The sequence below is a fragment of the Streptomyces sp. A0592 genome (assembly GCF_004795115.1).
Lineage (GTDB): Bacteria > Actinomycetota > Actinomycetes > Streptomycetales > Streptomycetaceae > Streptomyces > Streptomyces erythrochromogenes.
Genome location: NZ_SSBM01000001.1, coordinates 573,594 through 597,678, shown reverse-complemented (window position 1 = coordinate 597,678; position 24,085 = coordinate 573,594). Strand labels below are relative to the sequence as shown.

At 72.7% G+C, this 24,085-nt stretch carries 23 protein-coding genes and 1 pseudogene; 15 read left to right on the top strand and 9 right to left on the bottom strand.

The genetic code is table 11. The features are described from left to right. Window positions 1-325: 325 nt before the first annotated feature. Both E6U81_RS02800 and E6U81_RS40750 read right to left on the bottom strand, forming a co-directional pair. Complete coding sequence (locus E6U81_RS02800; protein WP_136228409.1) at window positions 326-1,267, bottom strand: alpha/beta hydrolase; 942 nt, start codon at window positions 1,265-1,267, stop codon at window positions 326-328. 104 nt (window positions 1,268-1,371) lie between these two features. Continuing rightward, complete coding sequence (locus E6U81_RS40750) at window positions 1,372-1,704, bottom strand: hypothetical protein (protein ID WP_240803580.1); 333 nt, start codon at window positions 1,702-1,704, stop codon at window positions 1,372-1,374. A gap of 148 nt (window positions 1,705-1,852) precedes the next feature. Between E6U81_RS40750 and E6U81_RS02790 the strand changes: the two genes are divergently transcribed. The 6 genes from E6U81_RS02790 (at window position 1,853) to E6U81_RS02765 (ending at window position 8,508) form a co-directional block, all read left to right on the top strand. Continuing rightward, window positions 1,853-2,419, top strand: a complete 567-nt coding sequence (locus tag E6U81_RS02790) for a TetR/AcrR family transcriptional regulator (RefSeq protein ID WP_136228408.1) — start codon at window positions 1,853-1,855, stop codon at window positions 2,417-2,419. An 84-nt stretch (window positions 2,420-2,503) separates the two neighbouring features. Next, entirely contained in the window at window positions 2,504-3,979 is a 1,476-nt protein-coding gene (locus E6U81_RS02785; protein ID WP_136228407.1) for an MFS transporter, read from the top strand. Between the two features lie 25 nt (window positions 3,980-4,004). Next, window positions 4,005-4,487 carry an SRPBCC family protein gene (locus E6U81_RS02780; protein ID WP_136228406.1) on the top strand — a complete coding sequence of 161 codons (483 nt, stop codon included), beginning with the start codon at window positions 4,005-4,007 and terminating at the stop codon, window positions 4,485-4,487. A 68-nt stretch (window positions 4,488-4,555) separates the two neighbouring features. Beyond that, window positions 4,556-5,929, top strand: coding sequence for a carotenoid oxygenase family protein (locus tag E6U81_RS02775; protein ID WP_136228405.1), 1,374 nt, complete (start codon window positions 4,556-4,558; stop codon window positions 5,927-5,929). A 184-nt stretch (window positions 5,930-6,113) separates the two neighbouring features. Continuing rightward, on the top strand, window positions 6,114-6,686 hold the full coding sequence (locus E6U81_RS02770; protein ID WP_136228404.1) for a PadR family transcriptional regulator: 573 nt from the start codon (window positions 6,114-6,116) through the stop codon (window positions 6,684-6,686). 91 nt (window positions 6,687-6,777) lie between these two features. Continuing rightward, window positions 6,778-8,508: an acyl-CoA dehydrogenase family protein gene (locus E6U81_RS02765; RefSeq protein WP_136228403.1), complete on the top strand. Its 1,731-nt coding sequence runs from the start codon at window positions 6,778-6,780 to the stop codon at window positions 8,506-8,508. 104 nt (window positions 8,509-8,612) lie between these two features. On the opposite strand, the gene E6U81_RS02760 is transcribed toward E6U81_RS02765, so the two are convergent. Next, window positions 8,613-9,845: an FAD-dependent oxidoreductase gene (locus tag E6U81_RS02760; RefSeq protein ID WP_136228402.1), complete on the bottom strand. Its 1,233-nt coding sequence runs from the start codon at window positions 9,843-9,845 to the stop codon at window positions 8,613-8,615. A 114-nt stretch (window positions 9,846-9,959) separates the two neighbouring features. Here E6U81_RS02760 and E6U81_RS02755 point away from each other — a divergent pair, with 114 nt between their 5' ends. Continuing rightward, a complete protein-coding gene (locus E6U81_RS02755) occupies window positions 9,960-10,916 on the top strand; it encodes a helix-turn-helix domain-containing protein (protein ID WP_136228401.1) in 957 nt (318 codons plus the stop codon). Between the two features lie 126 nt (window positions 10,917-11,042). Next, window positions 11,043-12,041 (top strand): type I glyceraldehyde-3-phosphate dehydrogenase, encoded by a 999-nt coding sequence (gene gap, locus E6U81_RS02750; RefSeq protein ID WP_136228400.1) that lies wholly within the window; start codon window positions 11,043-11,045, stop codon window positions 12,039-12,041. A 67-nt stretch (window positions 12,042-12,108) separates the two neighbouring features. Here gap and E6U81_RS02745 read toward each other — a convergent pair whose 3' ends face one another. Then, window positions 12,109-13,641, bottom strand: coding sequence for a glutamate synthase subunit beta (locus E6U81_RS02745; RefSeq protein ID WP_136228399.1), 1,533 nt, complete (start codon window positions 13,639-13,641; stop codon window positions 12,109-12,111). 147 nt (window positions 13,642-13,788) lie between these two features. Beyond that, window positions 13,789-14,988: a beta-lactamase family protein gene (locus tag E6U81_RS02740; RefSeq protein WP_240803579.1), complete on the bottom strand. Its 1,200-nt coding sequence runs from the start codon at window positions 14,986-14,988 to the stop codon at window positions 13,789-13,791. Window positions 14,989-15,259: 271 nt separating this feature from the next. Here E6U81_RS02740 and E6U81_RS02735 point away from each other — a divergent pair, with 271 nt between their 5' ends. From E6U81_RS02735 to E6U81_RS02720, 4 genes are all read left to right on the top strand, one after another. Next, window positions 15,260-16,138, top strand: coding sequence for a MetQ/NlpA family ABC transporter substrate-binding protein (locus tag E6U81_RS02735; RefSeq protein ID WP_136228397.1), 879 nt, complete (start codon window positions 15,260-15,262; stop codon window positions 16,136-16,138). After that, on the top strand, window positions 16,135-17,151 hold the full coding sequence (locus E6U81_RS02730; protein WP_136228396.1) for an ATP-binding cassette domain-containing protein: 1,017 nt from the start codon (window positions 16,135-16,137) through the stop codon (window positions 17,149-17,151). The genes E6U81_RS02735 and E6U81_RS02730 overlap by 4 nt, the downstream gene beginning before the upstream one ends. Further along, window positions 17,148-17,810, top strand: a complete 663-nt coding sequence (locus E6U81_RS02725) for a methionine ABC transporter permease (protein ID WP_136228395.1) — start codon at window positions 17,148-17,150, stop codon at window positions 17,808-17,810. Before E6U81_RS02730 ends, E6U81_RS02725 begins: the two co-directional genes overlap by 4 nt. 84 nt (window positions 17,811-17,894) lie before the next feature. Continuing rightward, complete coding sequence (locus E6U81_RS02720) at window positions 17,895-18,395, top strand: hemerythrin domain-containing protein (RefSeq protein WP_136228394.1); 501 nt, start codon at window positions 17,895-17,897, stop codon at window positions 18,393-18,395. Between the two features lie 18 nt (window positions 18,396-18,413). On the opposite strand, the pseudogene E6U81_RS02715 reads toward E6U81_RS02720, so the two are convergent. The 3 genes and pseudogenes from E6U81_RS02715 to E6U81_RS02705 all read right to left on the bottom strand — a co-directional run bounded on the left by E6U81_RS02715 (window position 18,414) and on the right by E6U81_RS02705 (window position 21,546). After that, window positions 18,414-18,991 (bottom strand): annotated as a pseudogene (locus E6U81_RS02715) (YbaK/EbsC family protein). A gap of 9 nt (window positions 18,992-19,000) precedes the next feature. Further along, window positions 19,001-20,194 carry an anhydro-N-acetylmuramic acid kinase gene (locus E6U81_RS02710; protein ID WP_136228393.1) on the bottom strand — a complete coding sequence of 398 codons (1,194 nt, stop codon included), beginning with the start codon at window positions 20,192-20,194 and terminating at the stop codon, window positions 19,001-19,003. Further along, on the bottom strand, window positions 20,191-21,546 hold the full coding sequence (locus E6U81_RS02705) for an MFS transporter (RefSeq protein WP_240803578.1): 1,356 nt from the start codon (window positions 21,544-21,546) through the stop codon (window positions 20,191-20,193). The genes E6U81_RS02710 and E6U81_RS02705 overlap by 4 nt, the downstream gene beginning before the upstream one ends. Before the next feature lie 353 nt (window positions 21,547-21,899). Between E6U81_RS02705 and E6U81_RS02700 the strand changes: the two genes are divergently transcribed. Then, window positions 21,900-22,328: a C40 family peptidase gene (locus E6U81_RS02700; RefSeq protein ID WP_240803577.1), complete on the top strand. Its 429-nt coding sequence runs from the start codon at window positions 21,900-21,902 to the stop codon at window positions 22,326-22,328. A 202-nt stretch (window positions 22,329-22,530) separates the two neighbouring features. Here the strand turns inward: E6U81_RS02700 and E6U81_RS02695 are convergent, their stop codons facing one another. Next, on the bottom strand, window positions 22,531-22,767 hold the full coding sequence (locus E6U81_RS02695) for a hypothetical protein (RefSeq protein WP_136228390.1): 237 nt from the start codon (window positions 22,765-22,767) through the stop codon (window positions 22,531-22,533). Between the two features lie 470 nt (window positions 22,768-23,237). On the opposite strand from E6U81_RS02695, the gene E6U81_RS02690 reads away from it, so the two are divergent. Further along, the gene (locus tag E6U81_RS02690) at window positions 23,238-23,555 is read left to right on the top strand and encodes a hypothetical protein (protein WP_136228389.1); all 318 of its coding nucleotides are present in this window, start codon (window positions 23,238-23,240) and stop codon (window positions 23,553-23,555) included. Window positions 23,556-23,660: 105 nt separating this feature from the next. Beyond that, window positions 23,661-23,855, top strand: a complete 195-nt coding sequence (locus E6U81_RS02685) for an antitoxin (RefSeq protein WP_136228388.1) — start codon at window positions 23,661-23,663, stop codon at window positions 23,853-23,855. The last annotated feature ends 230 nt before the right edge of the window (window positions 23,856-24,085 follow it).

Below are 24,085 nucleotides of genomic sequence, written 5' to 3'. Positions count from 1 at the left end.
TGAAGGATGCTCGGACGAGGAAGACAGGGAACTCATGACGCTCGCCCCCTGACACGTGGCACCGGGAAAACGATGGTGACTCGCATGTGCTCGCTCCTTCTGGCCGTCAACGCCTCCACATCCCGGAGGGGAAACCTCACAACCGGTGCCGTGAACCAGAAGCCGGCGAAGGGGCGGTCCCGCACTGGCGGGGGCCCGTCTCTTCACCGGCGACACCGATGGGGCCACGCAGTGGGTGTGAGCCCGTCCCTTGAGTAAGCCCCCCGCGCCCGTGCCGCGTCATGTCGCGACCATTCGGGACTTGACACCCCCGCCAGGAGACTCGCTAGGGAGCCTCGGGGGCCGCCCCCGACAGGGACGCGGCGCGGTTCGCGACCAGGCGGACCGCCGCGATCGTGAGGTCCGGGTCGTGGATCTGGACGTAGTGGTCGCTGCCGGTCGCCAGCAGGTGGGGGGTCTGCGGCCGCAGGGCCACGAGCGCCCGCTGGGCCTCGGGCCAGGCCGTCTCCAGCTTCGCCAGGAGGCCCTTGGACATGGTGGCCGGCGCGGCGAAGGGCTCGGTCTTGCTGAGCACCGCGACGGGTACGGGCGGGAGCGGGCCGCCTCGGTCGATGGCGGTGACTCCGCCGTCGATGTCGACCTGCTCGAACGCCGGGTCGGCGTCGAACGGCGTACCGGGGTGCCGCAGCGCTTCGACGTACGCCGGCCAGTCCGCCCCCATCGCGGGCTTCAGCGCAGGCCCCAGCGCGTCGACGAGGACCAGCCCGCGCGTGCGCTCCGGGTGCTCCTGGGCGTACCGCAGGGCGAGCATCCCGCCGAAGGAGTGCCCCACCAGCAGGTACGGGCCCGGCACGCGGGCGGCGGTCAGCAGCCGGTCGAGGTCCTGGACCATGGCGGGCACCGTGCGGGTCCCCTGCACGGGCGTGCTGCGGGTGGTGAGCGTGGGCGGCTGCGTGTAGCGGATGGTGCCGGGGCGGTCGTAGGTGCACACGCGGGTGAAGGCGGCGACGCCCGGTAGCACGGCGGGGGCCTTAGGAACGGGCGGGGTGGTGTCGGTCAGCGACCACGGGTCCGAGGCCTCGTGCAGCCCGGGGATCAGCACGACGGTCGGGCTTCCGGTGCCGGAACAGTGCAGGTAGAGGGACCGGCCGCCGCCGATGTCCACGCGCTGCCGGGTGTCTGCGCCGCCAGTCGGCCCCGGTGTGCCGGCGACCAGCAGGACGGCTGCCATCGCGGCCACCACCGCGCCGGGGACACGCCATCGCATGCCCTCAGCTTCCCGCGCCGCCCTTCACCCCGCCAGCCTGGCGGGCCGGGCATCGGCAACAGCACCGGCACCGGCACCGGCACCGGCACCGGGCACGTCACCGGTCACCCGGCTCCGAGGTAGAAGAGGAACCAGACGAGCGGCGCCAGGATCGCCAACGTGCCGAGGAGGACCCCGGTACGGGCCCGTATGGGGCTGGAGTCCTCGGTGCCCCATGCCCGCCAGAGGTCGGGAAGTCCCCAGACGACGGCGCAGATTCCCAGAGGGAGGACGAGGTAGAGCGGCAGGTAGCGGACCATGGGCGGGAGGGCTTCGGGCAGGAACGGGAAGCCGAACGCCCCGACGGCGATGACTCCGAGGACCAGCGATCCGGTGCCCCTGCTGTCGCGCGGCTCTTCCTGCAGCTTCGGCTCGGTGGCCTGGTTCGCGGAACTCATGGACGGCAGGCTACGCGGAGGCCCTGAGCAGCCGTGTGAGTGGGAGTACTCATCCCCGCGTGAGTACCGGACGGTCGGCGGCGACCGACCAGGGCCTCCACGGAGCCCGGGCATTGACAGCCGAAAGTGTGAGTGGTTTATTACTCACATGAACACGGAACGACGACGCCAACTCTCCTCGGCCGAAGAGCGCCGCGAGACCGTCCTGCGGACGGCCATCGGGGCCTTCGCCGCTCGCGGCTACTTCGGCACGACGACCACCGAGGTGGCCAAGGCCGCCGGAATCTCCCAGGCCTACGTCTACCGGTTGTTCCCGAACAAGGAGGCACTGTTCACCGCGGTCGTCGAGCGGTGCTTCGCCCGGGTCCGGACCAGCCTCGAAGAGGGTGCCGCCCAGGCGCAGGGCAGCAGCCCCGAGGCGGTGCTGCACACCATGGGCGACACGTACGCCCACCTGATCGCCGACAAGGACCTGCTGCTCGTCCTGACCCACGCTCAGGCGGCGGCCGTGTCCGAGGCCGCGGTACGCGAGGCCGTGCGGGCCGGTTACGCCCGCATGGTGGAGTACGTGCGGGGCGCTTCGGGCGCGGCGGAGGCCGACGTCCAGCAGTTCTTCGCAACGGGGATGCTCTGCCACCTCCTCGTGTCGCTGGACGCGCACGAGGTGGACGCACCCTGGTCCCGGACCCTCTCGGCCGGCATCCGACACTACTGACGGACGACGGCCGGGCGGACCCGCTCGGTCCGCCCTCCTTCCGGGCCAAAGAGTGAGTGGTCAACCACACACAGGAGAACGCGCATGTACGCCACACCGCCCCCACGACACTCCGCCACGGCGACCCTCGCGGCGCTGGCCGCCGCCCAGTTCGCGGTCACCCTGAGCACCTCGATCGTGAACGTCGCCCTTCCCGCCGTGCGCGACGGGGTCGGGCTCTCGGACGCGGGCATGTCCTGGGTCGTCAACGCGTACGGCCTCGCCTTCGGCGCCCTGCTCCTGCTCGGCGGCCGGGCGGCCGACCTCCTCGGGCGGCGCCGCGTGCTGACGGCCGGCCTCGCCGTCTTCACCGCGGCCGCCGTCGCCGCCGGACTGGCGAGCACCCCCTGGATGCTCGTCACCGCCCGCACGGTCCAGGGCGTCGGCGCAGCCGCGATCGCGCCCGCCGCGCTCTCCCTGGTCATGCGGCTCCATCCGCCCGGCCCCGCCCGCGCCAGGGCCCTGGGCGTCTGGGGGGCCGTGTCCGGCGCGGGCGGCGCGGCCGGGGTCCTGCTCGGCGGGATCCTCACCGAAGGACCCGGCTGGCCCTGGGTGTTCCACGCCTCCGGCATCGGCGCGGCGGTGGTCCTGGCCGCCACGCTGCGCCTCGTACCGGCCGACCCGAAGGAGGCCGACGGACCCCGCCCGCGGCTGGACGTCGCCGGATCCCTCACCGTCACCACCGGCCTGGTCGCGCTCGTCTACGGGCTCACGGCCGCGGGCCGCTCCGGCTGGGCCGACCCCGTGGTACTCGGCTCCTTCGCCGCCGCGGCAGTCCTCCTCGCCCTCTTCGCGCTCGTCGAACGCCGACACCCGGCCCCGCTCCTGCCGTCGAGGCTCCTCAACCGCGGCGCCGTGGGCCCCGCCAACCTCGTCATGGCGCTGCTCGGCGCGGTCTGGGTGGGCCTGTTCTTCTTCCTCCCCCTCTACCAGCAACAGGTCCTCGGTGCGGGCCCCCTGGAAGCCGGGCTCTCCCAACTGCCGCTCGCCGCGGCGAACATGCTCGGCTCCGGACTGGCACCCGTACTGGCCCGCCGCATCGGCCCGCACCGGACCCTCCTCGCCGGGCTGGCGACCCAGGCCGCCGGATTCCTGTGGCTGGCCCGGATCCCGGCCGACGGCACCTTCCTCGTCCACCTGCTGGGTCCCGTACTCCTCGTCGGAGTCGGCCTCGGCGTGGCCTTCGTCCAGCTCACCGGCTCGGCCGTGAGCGGGGTGGAGCCCGCCGACGCGGGACTGGCCGGCGGACTGGTCAACACCACCCGACAGATCGGCGGCGCCGTCGGCCTCGCCGTACTGGGGACCCTGGCCGCCGCCCGCACCGCCGCCGCCCCGCCCGGCCTTGCACACGCCGCCGCCCTCACCGAGGGGTACCGCAGCGCCTTCCTCCTCTCCGCCGCCGTCCTGCTCCTCGGAGCGTTCCTCACCCCGCTGCTCGCCCGCCGAACCCGGCCGGTGCGGGAGAGCGTCCCCGCTCCCCCGCCGCTGAGCCCGCCCTGCCCGTCCCACCGCACCCGCTGATCACCTCACCGAAGGAGCACCTCCCATGACCACGCACCCCACCACCGTCGACACCGGAGCCCCGGTCGTCGTCCGCCTCGAGACCACCATGCACGCCCCGCTCGCCACCATCTGGGACCTGCACACCGACATCGCCGCCTGGGCCGACTGGAACACGGACGTGGACCGGGTGGAGTACGCCGGTCCGCTGGCGCCCGGCACCGCTTTCCGCTGGCTGACCCACGGTCTGGACATCACCTCCACCGTCCACCAGGTCGTACCCGAAGAGCGGATCGTCTGGGGCGGTCCGGCGCACGGCATCGACGGCATCCACGTCTGGACGTTCCAGGAGACGGCGCCGGGCACCGTGACGGTCCGCACCGAGGAGTCCTGGAGCGGTGAGCCCGTCGCGGCCCGCAGCACGGAGATGGAACAGGTGCTGCGGCAGTCGCTCGAAGCCTGGCTCGCCTCCCTGAAGGCCAAGGCCGAGGCCGTGGCGGGCACCGCCGCTGCCGCCGAACGGCACTGACCGCACCCGCCCCTTCACGCACCGCTTCCCGCCCTTTCGCCCAGCCGCCCCAGCGTCGAGGACATCCCATGACCAGCACCGCCAAGCCCTACCTGACCGGCCACTACACCCCCGTCGCCGACGAGATCACCGCCACCGGCCTCACCGTCGAGGGCACCATCCCGCCGGAGCTGACCGGCCGCCTCATCCGCAACAGCCACAACCCGAAGCCCGGCATCACGCCGACCCACTGGTTCAAGGGCAGCGGCATGGTCCACGGCATCCGGCTCCAGGACGGCCGCGCCGAGTGGTACCGCAACCGCTGGGTCCACACCCCGGCCCTGGACGGCGCCCCGTACATGACCGAGAAGGGCCCCGACCTGACCGCCAGCACGGCGGGCACCCACGTCATCGAGCACGCCGGCCGGCTCCTCGCACTGAGCGAGGCGGCCCTTCCCTTCGAGCTGACGGCGGATCTGGAGACCGTCGGGGCCTACGACTTCGGGGGCAAACTGACCTCCGCGATGACCGCCCACCCGAAGGAGGACCCGGTCACCGGCGAGCTCCACTTCTTCGCCTCCTCCCCCTTCCCGCCGTACCTGATCCACCACGTCGCCTCCGCCGACGGGAAGGTGCTGGAGAGCCAGGAGGTGCCGGGCGCGACCGCGGCGCTCAAGCACGACTTCGCGATCACCGAGCACTACGTGGTGTTCCTGGAGGGCTCCGTGACCTTCGACCCGGCCGAGCACTCGGGCATCCCGTACAGCTGGAACGACGAGCAGATCTCCCGGATCGGCGTCATGCCGCGCACCACGGCTGGGGCGGGCGGCCGGGCCCGCGAGATCCGCTGGTTCGAGATCGGGCAGGGCTACGGCATGCACTTCGCCAACGCCTACGAGGACGCGTACGGCCGGATCGTCGTCGAGGGCCCGACCGTGGGCCGGGACGGCTGGCAGCGCTCGTGGAACTGGTGGGTCGGCGCCGAGGACCGCGGGGCCGAGCCCAACTCCGGTTCGCGCAGCACCCGCTGGACCATCGACCTGGCGGCCGGATCGGTCAAGGAGGAGCTGACCGACGACCTCACCGTGGAGTTCCCGACCATCAACGAGGCCTTCCTCGGCATCGAGCACCGCTACCAGTACGCCCTGGCCTTCCCCGACGACCTGGGGATCGCCGCCCACACCCTCGTGAAGTACGACCGCACCACCGGCGCCCGGCAGCTGCTGCCCTTCGGTGCCGGCCGGCTCCCGAGCGAGGCCGTGTTCGTACCCGCGGAGGGCGCGGGCGCCTCGCAGGAGGACGCCGGGTACCTGCTGACCGTGGTGAGTGACCTGAAGGCGGACGCCTCGCAGCTGCTCGTCCTGGACGCCTCCGACCTGACCGTCCCGCCGGTCGCGACCATCCACCTGCCGCGCCGGGTCCCGGCGATGATCCACGGCTCCTGGATCCCCGACGCCGCCTGATCCGCCTCTCCCGGCGGCCCCCTCACGCCCCCTCACGAAGCCCCGAGTGCGCCAGCAGACGCGCTCGGGGCTCGCGGCGTTCGTCCCCCGCTGCCGCCCCACCCGCCGCCCGCACCGGGTGAGCCGCGTCTCACCTGGAGGCCGCCGCTTGTCTATGCAACGAGTTGCATAGCAGGATCGGGGTATGGCGCTCGAACATGCGATCCTCGTCTCCCTGCTGGAGAAGCCGGGTTCCGGCTATGAGCTGGCCCGCCGGTTCGAGCGGTCGATCGGCTACTTCTGGACCGCCACGCACCAGCAGATCTACCGCGTGCTCAAGCGTATGGAGAGCGACGGCCTGCTCGCCGTCCGTACGATCCCGCAGCAGGGCCGGCCGGACAAGAAGGAGTATTCGGCCGCGGGTCCCGGCCGGTCCGCACTCGCCCGGTGGCTGCACGAACCCATCGAACCGGAGAGCCTGCGCCACGACCTCGCCGTGAAGATCCGCGGGGCGGCCTTCGACGACCCGGCCTCCCTGATCCGCGAGGTCGAACGGCACCAGCAGGCCCACCGGGACCGCCTCGCGCGCTATCTGGCCGGCGAGCTGCGCGACTTCACCGGACCAGACGCCCCCGCACCGCTCGACGCCGGTCAGGAACTCCAGCACGTCGTGCTGCGCGGCGGGATCGCGCAGGAGCGGATGACGATCGCCTGGCTCGACGACGTCCTGGCCACCCTCCACCGGCTGGGCCGCCCGGCGCCGCCCGCGACCGACTGAGCCGCAACCGGGCCGCCCGCCCTCCTCCCTCTTCCCTCCCTCCGCGCAGCCGCGCGAACCTCGACTCCGACCCCTCGGAAGGTGATCCGCCGTGTCCGACCCTCTGCTGTTCCACCCGCACACCTACGACCCCGCCCACTTCGACCCGGAGACGCGCAGGCTGCTGCGCGCGACCGTCGACTGGTTCGAGGCCCGCGGCAAGCGGCGGATCATCGAGGACTACCGCACCCGTGCCTGGCTGGCCGACTTCCTCGCCTTCTCCGCCAAGGAGGGGCTCTTCGCGACCTTCCTGACCCCGGCCTCCGCCGCCGGGGAGGACGAGCCGGACAAGCGCTGGGACACCGCACGGATCGCGGCCCTCAACGAGATCTTCGGCTTCTACGGCCTCGACTACTGGTACGCCTGGCAGGTCACCATCCTCGGCCTGGGCCCGGTCTGGCAGAGCGACAACGCCGCCGCCCGCGAGCGCGCCGCGGGGCTCCTGTCGGAGGGTGAGGTGTTCGCCTTCGGCCTGTCCGAGAAGACGCACGGCGCCGACATCTACTCCACCGACATGCTGCTGGAGCCGGCCGCCGACGGTTCCGGCGGTTTCCGCGCGAGCGGCTCCAAGTACTACATCGGAAACGGCAACGCCGCCGGGCTCGTCTCCGTCTTCGGCCGCCGCACCGACGTCGAGGGCCCCGACGGCTACGTCTTCTTCGCCGCCGACAGCCGCCACCCGGCGTACCGGCTCGTGAAGAACGTCGTCGACTCCTCCAAGTACGTCAGCGAGTTCCGCCTGGAGGACTACCCGGTGGCCGCCGAGGACGTCCTGCACACCGGGCGGGCCGCCTTCGACGCCGCGCTCAACACCGTCAACGTCGGCAAGTTCAACCTCTGCACCGCCTCGATCGGCATCTGCGAGCACGCGATGTACGAGGCCGTCACGCACGCGCACAACCGGATCCTCTACGGCCGGCCCGTCACCGCCTTCCCGCACGTGCGCCGCGAGCTGGCCGACGCCTATGTCCGCCTCGTCGGGATGAAGCTGTTCAGCGACCGCGCCGTCGACTACTTCCGCTCCGCCGGTCCCGACGACCGCCGTTACCTGCTCTTCAACCCGATGACCAAGATGAAGGTCACGACGGAGGGCGAGAAGGTCATCGACCTGATGTGGGACGTGATCGCCGCCAAGGGCTTCGAGAAGGACAACTACTTCGCCCAGGCGGCCGTCGAGATCCGCGGGCTGCCGAAGCTGGAGGGCACGGTCCACGTCAACCTCGCCCTGATCCTCAAGTTCATGCGCAACCACCTGCTGGATCCGGCCGACTACGCGCCCGTGCCGACGCGGCTCGACGCGGCCGACGACGACTTCCTGTTCCGGCAGGGACCGGCCCGCGGTCTGGGCTCCGTACGCTTCCACGACTGGCGCCCGGCGTACGACGCCTACGCCGCCGTGCCGAACGTCGCCCGGTTCCGCGAACAGGCCGACGCGCTGGCCGAGTTCGCGGCCACCATCGCGCCCGACGAGGCGCAGGGCCGTGACCTGGACTTCCTCCTCTCGGTGGGGCAGCTGTTCGCCCTGGTCGTCCACGGTCAGCTGATCCTGGAGCAGGCCCGCCTGACGGACCTGGACGAATCCGTGCTGGACGAGCTGTTCTCGGTGCTCGTGCGCGACTTCTCCCAGCACGCCGTCGAACTGCACGGCAAGGACTCCAGCACGCCGGAGCAGCAGGCCTGGGCCCTGGCCGCCGTCCGCCGCCCGGTCGTCGACGAGGCCCGCGCGGCCCGCGTCTGGGCCCGCGTCGAGGCCCTCTCCGGCGCCTACGAGATGGCGCAGTAGCCACCCCCGCCCCTCGGCGGTCCGCACGCCACCGGTGTGCGGACCGCCGTGCGGACCTCAGGGGGCACGCGGCGGGCGTACGCGTCGGGCCGCGGCCCCGCCGGTCAGCGCAGGGATTCGGCCGGGGGGCGCTCGCGGAGGGCGCCGTAGGCGATGAAGTACGCCGGGATGCGGTTCAGCCATCGGGATTCGGTGACCAGTTCCGTCATCCGCTGGGCGCGTCGGGGGTTGCCGAAGGCGGTGCGGCCGGCGAGGAGCGGTTCGAAGACCTGGGTGTGGGCCAGGCGTTGCAGGCCCTGTGTCGCCACGGTGGTGGGCCAGCGGCGGGCCTGGACGCGGCGTACGTCGTGCAGCCCCACCGTGCCCTCGCGCAGCGGGCGCACGAGGTGGCGGGCCGCGGCGACCGCGTCCTGCACGGCGAGGTTGATGCCGATGCCGCCCACGGGCGACATCGCGTGGGCGGCGTCGCCGATGCACAGCAGGCCGGGGCGGTGCCACCGGCGCAGGCGGTCCAGTCGTACGTCGAGCAGTTTCACCTCGTCCCAGGAGGTGACGGCGCGGCGGCGGTCGGCCAGCCAGGGGGCGGCCTCCGCGAAGCGGGCCATGAAGCGCTCCAGGCCCTCGGCGCGGCGCTCGGTGTCGGTTCCCTTGGGGATGAGTGCCGCGCACTGCCAGTAGTCGCCCCGGTCGATGAGCGCGGTGAAGAACCGGTCGCCCAGGCCGCCGACGAGCCCGCTGGGGTCGTCCTGGTGGCGGGGCAGGCGGAACCACCAGGCGTCCATCGGGCACGGGAAGTGCTCCAGGCCGAGTTCGGGCAGCGCCCTGGCCAGTGAGCCGCGGCCGTCGCAGGCGACGGTCAGGGTGGCCCTGAGTTCGCCGGTGGCGCCGTCCGCGGTGCGGTGGCGCACGCCGCGCACGCGGCCGCCCTCGATGAGGAAGCCGGTCGCCTCGGTGTCCATGCGCAGGCGGAAGGAGGGTTCCCGGCCCGCTTCGTCGGCGAGGAGGTCGAGGAGGTCCCACTGGGGCACCATCGCGATGTAGTTGTACTTGCCGTGCAGCGCGCCGATGTTCCCGACGGTGACCAGTGACCGGTCCGGCCCGATGGGCAGCTGCACCGTGGTGACGCGGCGCTGCGGCAGCCGGGCGAAGCGCTCGGCGAGGCCGATGTCGTCCAGGAGCGACAGGGTGCTGGGGTGCACGGTGTCACCGCGGAAGTCGCGCAGGAAGTCCCCGTGTTTCTCCAGGACCGTGACCTCCACCCCGGCGCGGGCCAGCAGGAGCGCCAGCACCATTCCGGCCGGGCCGCCCCCCACGACGCAGCAGGTCGTTCGCTCCACGGCGCACCGCTCCCTTCGCAAACATCGGGGACCGGGCGATCCCCAGGGACGTCATACCGCACCGGCGGCGAGGGCCCGGGCAGGACACCCCCGGGTCGCGCGTAGGCTCGACCCGTGCCAGCCTCTCGTCTCCACCGCGTCGCCGTCCTCGTCCTGGAGGGCGCGAAGCCGCTCGACGTCGGCATCCCTGCGCAGGTCTTCACGACCCGCGCGAGCATGCCGTACGAGGTGCGGGTGTGCGGTGCGGCGCCCGGGCTCGTGGCCGGCGGTGACGGGCTGTCGTACCACGTGACGCACGGGCTGGACGCCCTGGCGTGGGCCGACATCGTCTTCGTTCCCGGCTACCGCTTCCCGGACCGCGAGGACCCGCCGCGGCCCGTCATCGACGCGCTGGTCGCCGCCTACGAGCGGGGCGCGCGGCTCGCCGCCATCTCGACGGGGGCGTTCGCGCTCGCCGCGACCGGCCTGCTCGACGGCAGGCGCGCCACGACGCACTGGCACTACGCCCGGGCCCTCGCGGCCAAGCACCCGCTCGTCCGGGTCGACGAGAACGTCCTGTTCGTCGACGAGGGCAGCGTCCTCACCTCGGCGGGCGCCGCCTCCGGCATCGACCTGTGCCTGCACATCCTGCGCAGCGACCTGGGTGTGGCCGCGTCCAACCACGCGGCGCGGCGCCTGGTCGCCGCCCCGTACCGCAGCGGCGGCCAGGCGCAGTACGTGCCGCGCAGCGTGCCCGAGCCGCTCGGTGAGCGGTTCGCCGCCACCCGGGAGTGGGCGCTGATCCGGCTCGGCGAGCCGCTCACGCTGGAGTCGCTGGCCCGGCACGCCGGGGTGTCGCCCCGTACGTTCTCGCGGCGGTTCGCGGAGGACACCGGGTACACGCCGATGCAGTGGGTCATGCGCGCCCGCGTCGACGTGGCCCGGGAGCTCCTCGAACGCTCCCAGCGCGGCGTCGAGCAGATCGCCGCCGACGTCGGCCTGGGTACGGGCGCGAACCTGCGGCTGCACTTCCAGCGGATCCTGGGCACCACCCCGACCGAGTACCGGCGCACCTTCACGAAGGGCGAATAGGCCGGTGGAGGGCCTGTGAGGAGCTCGCCACCCTCTTGGCGAGATCCTTTTGAACAGTGGCGATCACGCCGCTGTCGTGGGCGGGCGCGGGCGGCGAACCTGATGGCGAACGAAAGGGACTCGCTCATGACTCGCATCGCCATCAACGGATTCGGCCGCATCGGACGCAACGTGCTGCGCGCGCTGCTCGAACGCGACAGCGACCTCGAGGTCGTCGCCGTCAACGACCTCACCGAGCCGAAGGCCCTCGCACGGCTGCTGGCGTACGACAGCACCTCGGGCCGGCTCGGCCGCCCGGTGACCGTCGACGGGAACACCCTGGTCGTCGACGGCCGCCGCATCACGGTGCTGGCCGAGCGGGAGCCGGAGCAGCTGCCGTGGGCCGAGCTCGGCGTCGAGATCGTGCTGGAGGCCACCGGCCGCTTCACCTCGGCCGAGGCCGCTCGCGCCCACCTCAAGGCGGGCGCCAAGAAGGTCCTGGTCAGTGCGCCCTCGGACGGTGCCGACGTCACGCTGGCGTACGGTGTCAACACCGACGCCTACGACCCGGCCGTGCACACCATCGTCTCGAACGCGTCGTGCACGACCAACGCGCTGGCCCCGCTGGCCGCCGTCCTGGACGAGCTCGCGGGCATCGAGCACGGCTTCATGACGACGGTGCACGCCTACACGCAGGAGCAGAACCTGCAGGACGGTCCGCACCGCGACCCCCGCCGCGCCCGCGCCGCCGGTGTCAACATCGTCCCGACCTCGACGGGCGCCGCGAAGGCGATCGGCCTGGTGCTGCCGCAGCTCGACGGCAAGCTGCAGGGCGACTCGATCCGCGTGCCGGTACCGGTCGGTTCCATCGTGGAGCTCAACACGACGGTCGCCCGCGAGGTGACGCGCGAGGAGATCCTGGAGGCGTACCGCGCCGCGGCCGCAGGCCCGCTGGCCGGCGTGTTGGAGTACTCGGACGACCCGCTGGTGTCGTCGGACATCACCGGCAACCCCGCCTCGTCGATCTTCGACTCGGAGCTCACCCGCGTCGACGGCCGCCACGTCAAGGTCGTCGCCTGGTACGACAACGAGTGGGGCTTCTCGAACCGCGTGATCGACACCCTCACCCTCCTGGCCGCGGGCTGAGCAGCCGCCCCGCCGTCAGTGACCCGCGCTCCGGCCGGCCCCTCGGGCCGGCCGGAGCGTGCCGTTTTCAGAAGTCCCCGTAGCGCATGCGGCCGAGGGCCGTCATCGGCCGGTCGTGGGCGGCTACCGGGGCGGGCAGGCACGTGGAGCCCGTGAGGTAGCGGTCCACGGCGGCGGCCGCCGCCCGGCCCTCGGCGATGGCCCACACCACGAGCGACTGCCCACGGCCCGCGTCGCCGGCGACGAAGACCCCCGGTGCCCGCCCGCCGCTCGCCGCGAAGCCGGCGTCCCGCGCGTAGTTGCCGCGCTCGTCGTACTCCAGGCCCAGCTGGTCGCGCAGGCCGCCCGCCCGCTCGGGGCCGCAGAAGCCGAGGGCGAGCAGGACCAGCCCGGCCGGTACGACCCGTTCCGTGCCCGCCAGGGGGCTGCGGCCCACCGGCTCGACGGCTGTCAGGTGCAGGGCCCGTACCCGGCCCGAGGCGTCCCCCTCGAAGCGCAGGGTGGCGCAGGCGAACAGCCGCGGGTCGCGGCCCTCGCGCCCGCGGGCCTCGTGGTGGGCGTGGGAGATCCGGTACGTCTTCGGGTAGACGGGCCAGGGTTCGTCGTCGGTGCGGCCCGGGCCGGGTTCGGGGTTGATGTCGAGCTGGACCACGGAGATCGCGCCCTGCCGCAGGGCCGTCCCCATGCAGTCGGACCCGGTGTCTCCGCCTCCGACGATGACCACGTGCCTGCCTTCGGCGGTGATGGGCGACCGGGACCAGTCACCCTCCCTCACCCGGTTGGCGCAGGTCAGGTACTCCATGGCCTGGTGGATGCCGTGGAGCTCGCGGCCGGGGACGGGCAGTTCCCTGCGCTCGCCGGCTCCGATCGCGACGACGACGGCGTCGCAGCGGCCGCGCAGCGCGGCGGCATCGGCATCTCCCGCGGCGGGCGTGCCCTCGGTGCCTCCCACGTCGTGTCCCGTGACGAACACCGTGCCCTCGGCCCGCATCTGCTCGATCCGGCGGTCCAGGTGCGCCTTCTCCATCTTGAACTCGGGGATGCCGTAGCGCAGCAGGCCGCCGATCCGGTCGGCCCGCTCGTGGACCGTGACCGCGTGCCCGGCCCGGGTCAGCTGCTGCGCGGCGGCCAGGCCGGCCGGCCCGGAGCCTATGACGGCCACGGTCTTGCCGCTGTGCCGCGCCGGCGGGCTCGCCGCCATGTAGCCGCGGCGCAGGCCCTCGTCCACGATGGCCTGCTCGACGTTCTTGATGGTCACCGGGTCGGCGTTGATCGTGAGGACGCAGGCGTCCTCGCAGGGGGCCGGGCAGAGCCTTCCGGTGGCCTCGGGGAAGTTGTTGGTCGCGTGCAGCCGGTCGTACGCCGCGCGCCAGTCGGCGTGCGCGGCGTAGGCGTTCCACTCGGGTATGAGGTTCCCGAGGGGGCAGCCGGTGTGGCAGAAGGGGATCCCGCAGTCCATGCAGCGGTCGGCCTGCCGGGAGACGAGCGGGAGCAGGGCCTGGCCGGCGTGGACCTCGCGCCAGTCGCCGAGCCGTTCCTCGACGGGCCGGGCCGGGACGGGCTCGCGGGGGATCCGGAGGAAGCCGAACGGATCGGTCACTCGCCGCCTCCCTGGATCGTTCGCGGCGGGGTGTACGGGGGTGCGCACCGCGGTCCCGGCGCGCGCGTGAAGTGGCGGTCCGACCAGGTTACGCCGCCGCGGTGGCGGGTGCGCGGGGCCGCGCGCGGCCCTGCGCACCCGCTGGGGTCACCCGCGCAGCAGGGCGCAGACGAAGTCCTCCTGGACCTCCCGGACGCGCGCGAGCAGCTCGGGGTTGTTGGTCAGGGACGTCTGGGTGGTGATCGTGAAGGTCAGCGAGCGCTTTCCGTCCGCCGTGGCCGCCGCCAGCTGCGTGTAGCCGGGCGTGTTGCCGGTGTGGCCGTACACGGTGCCGCAGCGGGTGGTGTAGCGGTAGACGGCCAGGCCCGCCGCGGTGCGGCCGGGGCCGGGGGGCTGGGACAGCGCGCCGGGGATGAAGCGGAACTGCTCGCGGCGGGTGCGGTCCGAGAAGAGGGCGCCGCCCGCGTAACCGCGGATGAAGGCGGTCAGGTCCTTGGGTGTCGAGACGATGCCGCCCGCCGCCCAGGCCCCCGAGGCGCTCACGGCCTCGCTGACGTCGACGGGCTCGTCCTGCGGGTCGATCTGGTAGCCGTGGAGGAAGGGTTCGGGGAGCCGGTAGCCCTGGGGCAGGCTGGTGGCGGTCAGGCCGAGCGGCCGGTACACGAGCTCGCGCAGCAGGGTCTCGTAGCGGCGTCCGGTGACGGCCTCGGCCATGAGGGCGACGGCGATGTTGTCGGAGTTGGAGTACTCGTAGCGGCTGCCCGGCCGGAACGCGAGGTCCTCGTCGGCGACGAAGTCCAGCAGGCGCCGGGAGTCGAAGTGGTGGCGGGGGTCCTCGGAGATGATGTCGATGAACCCCTGCGACGCCGAGTAGTCGGGAACTCCGCTGGTGTGATTGAGGAGTTGGCGCAATGTCACTTCGTGCCACCGGTCGGGCTGATCGGGCAGTACCTCGCCGATCGTGTCGTCCAGGCGCAGTCGCCCGCGGTCGACGAGGCTCAGCGCCACCGCTCCGCTGAAGGCCTTGGCGACGCTGGCGATCCGCATGTGGTCGGTCGCGCTCGGCGGCCTGCCGCTCTCCACGTCGGCCACGCCCGCGCGGTAGACCTCCCTGCGGTCCCCGTCGCGCAGGACGGCGATGACTCCGGGGGGCCCGTCGGGGCGCTCGACCAGTGCGCGGAGCTCCTGGCGGAGGGCCGCTCCGCGGTCCGGCGGTGGGTTGCGGTCCGCCGCCGCCTGCGCGGGCAGTACGGCGGCGCCCAGCAGGGCGCCGCACACGGCGGTGGCGGCGGCCAGGCGCAGCGGGGGGCGGATCCGGCGGGCGCGGCCGTACGGGCGTGGGGACACGGCGGAACCTCCAGGGGAGAGACGGGGCGCGGGGCCCACGATGGCAGGGGGCCCGCTGTTGGCGGCGCTGACGCGCCCGCGCCCGGCGGGCCGTGGCCCATCCGGCCCTGGCGGGCGCCCTCGATGAGGGTCCGCCCCGACTCTCCACGCCGGACCTTCCCTTCATTGCACATTCATGAACAGAACCTCACATTCGAAGGTCGGAAGGCGAATTCGATCTACGATCCATCCATCCCTTCCTCTGGCTCTTCCTCTGCACATGGATCACACAATGATTTCTGCACTGCCGCGCCGACGTACCCTGATCGCCGCTTCCGCCGCCACCGTCCTCGCGCTCCTCGTGTCCGGCTGCGGCGCCGGCGGAGGGGAGACCCACCGCATCCGGGTCGGGGTGTCCGGTGACTCGCCGGAGTGGGACGTCCTCGCGAAGGAGGCCGCGAAGGAGGGCCTCACCGTCGAAACGGTCGTCTTCGACGACTACTCACTGCCCAACAAGGCGCTCAGCGCGGGCGACATCGAGCTCAACGCCTTCCAGCACCTGGTCTTCCTGGCCCAGTCGAACACCGAGAACAAGACCGACATCGCCCCCATCGCGGCGACCACCGTGGTCCCCCTCGGCCTCTACTCCCGCAAGCACAAGCAGCTGGCCGACCTCCCGGACCGGTCCGAGATAGCCGTGCCCAACGACCCGGCCAACCAGGGGCGCGCCCTGCGCGTGCTGGAGCAGGCGAAACTCGTCGAACTGCGCCCCGAGGCAGGCCTCTTCGCCACGCCCGACGACATCACCGCCAACCCCCGGCACATCAGGCTCACCCCGGTGAACGCCCAGCAGACCCCCCGCACCCTCCAGGACGCGGACGCCGCCGTCATCAACGACGGCGTCGCCGAACTCGCCGGCATCAAGGCCGACACCGCGCTGTACAAGGACGACCCCGCCGCCCCGCAGTCCGTCCCCTACCTCAATGTCATCGCCGCCCGGGCGGACCAGAAGGACAACGAGGACTACCGGAAGATCGTCGAGCTCTACGCCTCCCAGGCCGTGCAGGACGAGGTCCGCCGCACCAGCAACGGCACCGCGCACCACGTCGAGCTGCCCGCCGCCGCCCTCCAGGCCGAGGTCGGCCGCATCCAGAAGCAGCTGAAGCGATGACCGCCGCTGTGGAACTGCGCGACGTCGCCAAGGAGTTCCCGGGCGGAGCGTGCGCCGTCGACGGCGTCAGCCTCTCCGTCGAGGCGGGCACGGTCTTCGGGGTCGTCGGCCACAGCGGCGCGGGGAAGTCCACGCTGCTGCGCCTGGTCAACGGCCTGGAGGAGCCGACCTCGGGCAGCGTCCTGGTGGACGGACAGGACCTCTCGGCCCTCGGCGAGCGCCGGCTGCGTCCCGTCCGGCGCGAGATCGGCATGATCTTCCAGCAGTTCAACCTGTTCCGCTCGCGCACCGTGCTCGGCAACGTGCTCTACCCGCTGCGCCTGGCCGGCACGGACCGTTCGCAGGCCCGGGCCCGCGCCGAGGAGACCCTCGAATTCGTCGGCCTGGCCGGCCGCGGCGCGCGCTACCCCGAGCAGCTCTCGGGCGGCCAGCGCCAGCGCGTCGGCATCGCCCGGGCCCTCGCCACCCGCCCGAAGGTCCTCCTCTGCGACGAGGCGACCTCCGCCCTCGACCCGCAGACCACGGGAGAGGTTCTGGCCCTCCTCGGCCGTGTCAACCGGGAGCTGGGGGTCACGATCCTCCTGATCACCCACGAGATGGAGGTCGTACGGACCCTGTGCGACCGCGTCGCCGTCATGGAGGACGGCAAGGTCGTCGAGAGCGGCGAGGTGTACGAGGTCTTCGCGCGGCCCCGGCACGCGACCACCGCCGCCTTCGTCCGCTCCGAGCGGCACAGTGAGCCGGACTCCGCACTCCTGGAGCGGCTGCGCGCCCGCCACCCGGGACGCCTGGTCACGCTGCCCGTCGTCGACGGCAGCCCCGCGCTGGACGGCCTCTCGGAACTCCTGCAGCTCCACGGGGTCGACTTCACCCTCGTCCACGGCGGCGTCGGGGAGGTCCGGGGACGGCCCCTGGGCAGCGTGACCCTGGAACTGCGCGGGAAACCCGCCGCGGTCGAGGCCGTCGTCGCCGGGCTCCGCGTACCCGGCCGGGTGGAAGCGGGTGTCCGGTGAAGGCGGACTGGAGCACGTTCTGGCCCAAGGTCCTCGACGCCACCGGCGAGACCGTCTACATGGTGCTGATCACCCTGGCACTGTCGACCGTCGGCGGACTGGCCGTAGGGCTCACGCTGTACGCCACCCGCAAGGGCGGTGTGCTGCCCAACCGGTTCGTGCACGCGGTCCTGGGCACGCTCATCAACGTCATCCGGCCCGTGCCGTTCATCATCGCGATCGTCGCGCTCGCGCCGGTCACCCGCGGGGTCGTCGGCACGATGATCGGCACGAACGCCGCCATCTTCCCGATGACGGTCGTCGCGACCTTCGGTGTCGCCCGCATCGTGGAGTCCAACCTGCTCGCCGTCGAACCCGGGGTGATCGAGGCGGCACGGTCGATGGGCGCGAGCCCGCTGCGGATCCTGCTCACGGTCCTCGTCCCCGAAGCGCTCGGTCCGCTGGTCCTGGGCCTGACCTTCATGCTCGTGGCGCTGATCGACTTCTCCGCGGTGGCCGGCACCGTCGGCGGAGGAGGCGTCGGCAACCTGGCCATGACCTACGGCTACCTGCGCTTCGACACCTCGGTGATGGTCGTGACCGTGCTCGTGCTGATCGCGCTCGTCCAGACGGCCCAGCTGCTCGGCAACCTGGTGTCCCGCAAGGTGCTCCGCCGCTGACAGCGGGCTACGGTCGGGATGTTTCAGGTCGCGGCGAGCGAGCAAGCGCCAGGTGACCGGAACCCGATCGAGGAGGCACGCGGAATGGCGGACGAGGGCAAGGGCCAGGACGTGGTCGCGGTGATCCTGAAGGACCACCGGACGATGGAGGAGCTGTTCCGCCGGATGCGGAGCATCGAGGCCGACCGCGAGGCCGCCCGGGACCAGTTCTCGGCGCTGCTCATCGCCCACGGCGAGGCCGAGGAGACCAAGGTCTACGGCGCGCTCAAGCGCTTCAGGGACATCGACGACGACGAGGTGGAGCACGGCGAGGAGGAGCACGCCGAGGGCAACGAGGCGCTGCTGAAGCTCATGGAGGTCGACGACGTCGGCTCCGACGAGTGGGACGAGCGCCTGGAGGACCTCGTCAAGGCGGTCACCCACCACCTGGACGAGGAGGAGCGGACGATCCTCAACGGCGCCCGGGAGAACGTCCCGGACGAGCGCCGGGCCGAGCTGGGTGCCGCGTTCCTGGAGGAGCGGAGGAAGCAGCTGGCTTCGGACTGCGGCAGCATCGAGAACGTCCGCAGGATCGTGGGGAAGTGACGGCCCCCGGCCGGGACGTCAGAGGGCGAGGCCCTCGATGAGTTCCGCGCCGGGGAGCTGCGCGAACAGCGTGCCGGGGGCGATCAGTCTGCCGCGGCGGCGACCACTGCCGACGAGCACGTACGGCATGTCGACGACCACCGGACTGATCAGGAGCGGCCAGCTCTCCGGCAGCCCCAGCGGGGTGATGCCGCCGCACTGTGATGCCGCCGCACTCCATTCCCGTCAGCTCGACCGCCGTGCCCATCGGCGCGAGGCGCGAAGGACACCTTGCGCGCGCCAAGGTGGCGCCGGACGGCGCCGTTGACGTCGATCCGGCCGGCCGAGGGGACCAGGCAGGCCGCGAGGGTGGTCGCACCGCCGCGCTTGGCGGCGACCACCACACAGTTCGCCGACTGGCCGAGGAGGTCCTGCCCGGAGTGCGCGACGAAGGCTGCGGTGTCCGCGGTGTCGGGGTCGGTGTCCACGTAGAGGATCTGGTCGGCGGGGACGTCACCGGCCCAGCCCGCGACCGCCCCGGCCACGGGCGGCACGAGTTCCGCGAGGCAGTCGGGAGCCGGCACGGCGTGGTCGAAAGGCGCTGGGGGAGCCCGTATGTCCGCACGTTAACACCGCCCGCCGTCCGCCTGTACCGAGAGGGAGCGCGGGGTGACCGGCGGCGGCGCGGGCAGCCGGAGCGGGCTGCTGCCCGGGGTGACCGCCCCCAGGACGCGTGGGCCCGCGGCGCCGGTGCAGCCGGGCGCGTTGCCCGGGAGGCCGTGCAGGGTGAGGTATCCGAGTACGGCGAACGCGTACGCCTCCTTGGCCGCGGCGGGCAGCCCGAGCTCCTCCGAGGTGCGCAGCGGCGTGCCGGCCAGCTCGGCTCGGAGCATCGCCGTGAGCGTCGGGTTGCGCACCCCGCCTCCCGAGGCGAAGACCTCGGTGGCTCCCAGGGGCCGCAGCGCGTCGGCGACGGTCCGGGCGGTGAGGCGCGTGAGCGTGGCGACGACGTCCTGGGGCGGGACCTGCCCGAACTCCGCGAGTCGGGACCGGAGATACCCCGCGTGGAAGAGTTCCTTGCCGGTGGTCCGGGGCGCGGGCAACCGGTAGTACGGCTCGGTGAGCATCCGCCGCAACAGCCCATCGTGCACGCGTCCGGCGGCCGCGAGCGCGCCGTCCTCGTCGTACGCGAGGCTCCCGCCGGTGAGTTCACGTACCGCGGCGTCGATCAGCGCGTTGCCCGGGCCGGTGTCGAAGGCCACGGGGTCCGCGTGCCGGGGAACGACGGTGACGTTGGCGATCCCCCCGATGTTCAGGGCGGCCGGTACGCCGGGGCGGCCGCGCAGCAGCATCAGGTCGATCAGGCTGACCAGTGGCGCGCCCTGCCCGCCGGCCGCGACGTCGCGCGGCCGGAAGCCGGAGACGACCGGGCGGCCGGTGGCCTCCGCGATCCAGGCGGGTTCGCCGAGCTGCAGCGTGCCGTGGACCTGTCCGCCCGCGGCCCAGTGGTACACGGTCTGCCCGTGCGAGGCGATCAACTCCGCTTTCCCCTTGCACAGTTCGCGGTCGGCCCGGACGGCGAGCCGCCCGAAGGCCTGCCCGATGCGGGTGTCGAGCCGGCACACGTCGGCGAGTGTGGTGCGGGCGGGCGGCAGGGCCGTGGCCAGCTCGGTGCGCAGCTCGGCCGGGTAGGGCTCGCTGACCATGCCCAGCGGGGTGAGGCGCAGTGCGCCGTCGTCCCCGGGCCGGTGTACGAGGTCACAGGCCGCGGCGTCCACGGCGTCGTACGAGGTCCCGGACATCAGGCCGATCACCCTCATCGCAGCGGCTCCCGGTGGTCGTTGCCGCGCAGGGTCAGCAAGGCCGGCACGCTGAGGGCGCAGGCCGCGGCGGCGTACTGGGCGGGGGCGGCCGTGTTGCCGGTCCGTGCGGCGAGTGCGGTGATGAAGAGCCCCGCGCAGCCGGAGAAGACGGCGTTGGCGAGGGCGTAGGAGAGCCCGAGGCCGGTGCAGCGGACGCGCCTTGGGAACATCTCGGCGAGCATGGCCGGTCCCGGTCCGGCGAGCAGGCCGACGAGCGCGCCCGCCGTCAGCACGGCCGCGACCCGGACCTGCGTGGCGGTACCCGGCGACTGGAGCAAGTCCAGGAGGGGGAGGGCGAGTACGGCCACCCCGAGCGCACCGCAGAGCATGACGGGACGCCGGCCGACGCGGTCGCTGAGCAGTCCCGCGGGCAGGATCGACGCGGCGAATCCGAGGTTGACGAGGGTCGTGGCCAGCAGGGCGTCCCGGAACGACGCCCCCAGCGCGGACTGGAGATGCGACGGCAGCACGACGAGGAAGGCGTATCCGGCCGCCGACCAGCCCATGATCCGCCCGATGCCGAGGACGACGGCACGGGCCTGCTCCCGTACGCCGGTTGGCCCGGCCGGGTCCGTCGCGCCGGTCGCGGTCCCGGACGCGGCCGGGGGCGGGGACGGTGGTTCCGCCAGCGCCGTGCGCAGCCACAGCGCGACCGCACCGAGGGGCAGGGCCAGCAGGAACGGGATGCGCCACCCCCAGGTGTACAGGGCCGCGGCGGGCAGGACCGTCGCCAGGGCCGCGGCCGTGGCGGCTCCGGCCAGTAGGCCGAGGGCGACGGTGAAGGACTGCCATGCGCCGTAGAGACCACGGCGGCCGGGCGGCGCGTACTCGGCCATCAGGGAGACCGCACCCCCGAACTCGCCGCCTGCGGACAGCCCTTGGAGTACGCGCAGGAAGGTGAGCAGCCAGGGGGCCGCGGCGCCGATGTCGGCGCGCGTGGGAAGGAGCCCGATCAGCGTGGTGGCGAGCGTCATGAGCCCGATGACGAGGACGAGGGTGGGGCGTCGGCCGAACCGGTCGCCGATGCGCCCGAACAGGAGGGCGCCGACGGGCCGGAAGAAGAAGGCGAGGGCGAACGAGGCGTAGGTGGCGACCAGCGCTTCGGCGCCGCCCTGAACTGCCGCCCCCGCGACCGTTCCCGCAGCCGTTCCCGCCTGCGGGGTGAAGAAGTTGGCCGCGATGACGGTGGCGAAGCAGCCGTAGACGCCGAACTCGTACCACTCGACGAGGTTGCCGGCCGAACCGGCGAGCAGGGCCCGGCGGGCTGCGGCGTGCGGCGGCGGCGCCGGGGGCAGGTCGGTCGTGGTCACCCGTGCTGCGTGCCCGTTCGGAAGCGGGCCGATGCCTGTCGGCATCCCGATTCAGCACATCGGCGGTGGCGCCGTCGTCGCGTCGTCACGGTATGTAAATCATCCATGCCTATCATCTCGAATCGAACGCAAAATCGGGACAAATCACATCGTGTCCGAAGCGGCCGGGGCAGGACGTCCGGGAAAACTGGTCCGCCGTCAGAGCCAAGACGACTGCCACCGAGAACAGGACCAGGCCGCTGATCTGAATTTGTCGCCCGCCAACCGATTGCGGAGGTGTCACGATGTCCTGCTCCAGGACCGACTTCCGAAAGGCCCTCAAGGGCACTTCTCCGATGTGCTGTTGCCCGCGAGTGCGTGCGGTCTTCTTCATACTGCTCCTCGCGGCCGGCGCCCTGACCGGCCCCACGGACCCGGCTCACGCGGCACCGTCGTACGGCGAGAAGGCCGTCGCGGTGGCCGCCTCCAAACAGGGCTCGCCGTACGCCTACGGCGCCACAGGCCCCAAACGCTTCGACTGCTCGGGCCTCACCCTCTACGCCTTCAAGAAGGCCGGCAAACGCCTTCCGCGCACGGCCGAGCAGCAGTACGAACACACACGCCACATCCCCAAGGCCGATCGCACGGCCGGTGACCTGGTCTTCTTCCCCCGAGGAGGGACCATGGGCCACGTCGGCATCTACGCCGGCGACAACAGGATCTGGCACGCTCCCCGCCCCGGCACGACCGTGCGCCTGGAGCGGATCTGGAGCGAAGCGGTCCGCTACGGACGCGCCACCTGATCAGCAACCTTCCGCGTCCGCGCTCGCGCCCGCGCTCGCGCCCGCGCTCACCGCCGGACCGGCGGTGGCAGCCGCACGCACGCGTGCACGTCGGCCGAACCCGGGTCACCGATCCCTTCTCGGTGGCACACGTGACCCGGAAGCGGGCGACGGCACCGCGCAGCCGCCCGGCACGGCCTCGGGCACAAGCCCAGGCCCAGGCCTAATGCAGCCGCCAGGTGAGCTTCCCGCCGCCGACCCAGCGGACGGCGTCCGGATCGTCGAGGTCGTGGATGGTGATCCCCGCGTCCGCGGCCGCCAGGATCACATCGGTCATGGATGTCGCCATGCGGACCATCTCCCCGTCGATCTCGACGATCCGGAAGGGCGGGTCGCCGGGCTGCACCCCCAGGACGGTGACTCGCGGCGAGGACATGTACGGGCTCATGCTCTCTGTCATGCGGAGATCGTTCCATGCCGGACCCCGTGTCCGCTCGATTGGGCAGCGCGTCGGACACCCGCAATGACACACCCGCGGGTGCTGTCGGTGCGCTCGTGCGCGATCGACACATGACACCGCCGTCTCCTCTCCCCCGACGACACCCCCCGGTGGCGGGACGGCTCGGCGGGCTGCCGGACCTGCCCCTCGACGCGCCCTGGCCCGAATGGCAAGGGCACGGCCCGCTGGGCGGCCGGCGACAGCGGCCTCGCCCTGGCCCGCCTCCGGCGGGCGCCTCGAAGACGAGGACTGCATGGTCTACCCGAGTGACCCCGAGACCCGGCCCTGGCGGCGAGCCGCTCCGAGGAGGCCGTGTTCGATCTGAGTACGCGTACTGAGTACGTGCGCTCTGACGCGGCCGGCCGAACGGCACCACGATGGTGATCACCAAGGCCCCACGGCCGACCCACCCGGGCATCACGAGGAGTCCCATGCGTTCAGGACCGGTGCGTACCTTCGCCGGAACCACCTTCGGCAACTGGCTTTCGCGGGCCTACCTCGGCTCGGCCGTGCTCCTGCTGCTGATAGGCGCCGGGGACGGCGGCAACCAGGCGGCCGGGGTGTTCGCCCTGATGCTGGCCGTCCCCACCGGGGCCCTGCTGCTGTCGGTGGTCAATTCGCTGGGAGCATGGGCACAGACCGACGCGAGCATGTGGTGCATCCTGGCGTTCTCGTACGTCTTCCAGGCCTGGCTGCTGGGCCTGGTCGTCCGCGCGGTCCGCCGGGGGCCGCTCCGCGCGGACCTCTGACCGCACCGGCGCGGGCGGAATTCGCCGAGGTCAGAGCCTCGCGGATGCGGTCCGGTCGATCATCGGCAACCCTGGCCGTGGGGGACGGACGCAAAGGAGACCGTCGTGTCGATGATGGACAAGCTCAAGCAGATGCTGCGCGGCCACGAGAGCCAGGCCGACCAGGGCATCGACAAGGCCGGCGACTTCGTCGACGGCAGGACCCAGAACAAGTACAGCAGCCAGGTCGACACCGCCCAGGACAAGCTCAAGGAGCAGCTGCGCCGCGACCAGGGCAACCCCCCGCCGCCCCAGGCCTGACCCTCGGCTCCCGTCCCGCGGCTCCCGCCGGGGTGGCCGGTTACGGCGGCGGCTTCGGTGCGGGCCGGTAGCAACGCAGGGCCCGCCGGGGTGGCCGGGTTTCCGCTGGGCGGGATGGAACGGGTGGGGCGGTGCCCCGCCGGAGTATCTCCTCGGCTCGCGCGGTTCGGCATGTCGCGGCTGTACCCGGCGGTGCGCGCTCGTCCTGCGGGGACACTCCGCCGTGTCCC

Excerpts from the sequence above, each read along its gene's own strand:
- E6U81_RS02770 (WP_136228404.1), top strand. The coding sequence starts at position 6,114 with ATGGCGCTCGAACATGCGATCCTCGTCTCCCTGCTGGAGAAGCCGGGT.
- E6U81_RS02800 (WP_136228409.1), bottom strand. The coding sequence starts at position 1,267 with ATGCGATGGCGTGTCCCCGGCGCGGTGGTGGCCGCGATGGCAGCCGTC.
- E6U81_RS02735 (WP_136228397.1), top strand. The coding sequence starts at position 15,260 with ATGATTTCTGCACTGCCGCGCCGACGTACCCTGATCGCCGCTTCCGCC.
- E6U81_RS02690 (WP_136228389.1), top strand. The coding sequence starts at position 23,238 with ATGCGTTCAGGACCGGTGCGTACCTTCGCCGGAACCACCTTCGGCAAC.
- gap (WP_136228400.1), top strand. The coding sequence starts at position 11,043 with ATGACTCGCATCGCCATCAACGGATTCGGCCGCATCGGACGCAACGTG.
- E6U81_RS02710 (WP_136228393.1), bottom strand. The coding sequence starts at position 20,194 with ATGAGGGTGATCGGCCTGATGTCCGGGACCTCGTACGACGCCGTGGAC.
- E6U81_RS02720 (WP_136228394.1), top strand. The coding sequence starts at position 17,895 with ATGGCGGACGAGGGCAAGGGCCAGGACGTGGTCGCGGTGATCCTGAAG.
- E6U81_RS02780 (WP_136228406.1), top strand. The coding sequence starts at position 4,005 with ATGACCACGCACCCCACCACCGTCGACACCGGAGCCCCGGTCGTCGTC.
- E6U81_RS02775 (WP_136228405.1), top strand. The coding sequence starts at position 4,556 with ATGACCAGCACCGCCAAGCCCTACCTGACCGGCCACTACACCCCCGTC.
- E6U81_RS40750 (WP_240803580.1), bottom strand. The coding sequence starts at position 1,704 with ATGAGTTCCGCGAACCAGGCCACCGAGCCGAAGCTGCAGGAAGAGCCG.
- E6U81_RS02695 (WP_136228390.1), bottom strand. The coding sequence starts at position 22,767 with ATGACAGAGAGCATGAGCCCGTACATGTCCTCGCCGCGAGTCACCGTC.
- E6U81_RS02785 (WP_136228407.1), top strand. The coding sequence starts at position 2,504 with ATGTACGCCACACCGCCCCCACGACACTCCGCCACGGCGACCCTCGCG.
- E6U81_RS02730 (WP_136228396.1), top strand. The coding sequence starts at position 16,135 with ATGACCGCCGCTGTGGAACTGCGCGACGTCGCCAAGGAGTTCCCGGGC.
- E6U81_RS02790 (WP_136228408.1), top strand. The coding sequence starts at position 1,853 with ATGAACACGGAACGACGACGCCAACTCTCCTCGGCCGAAGAGCGCCGC.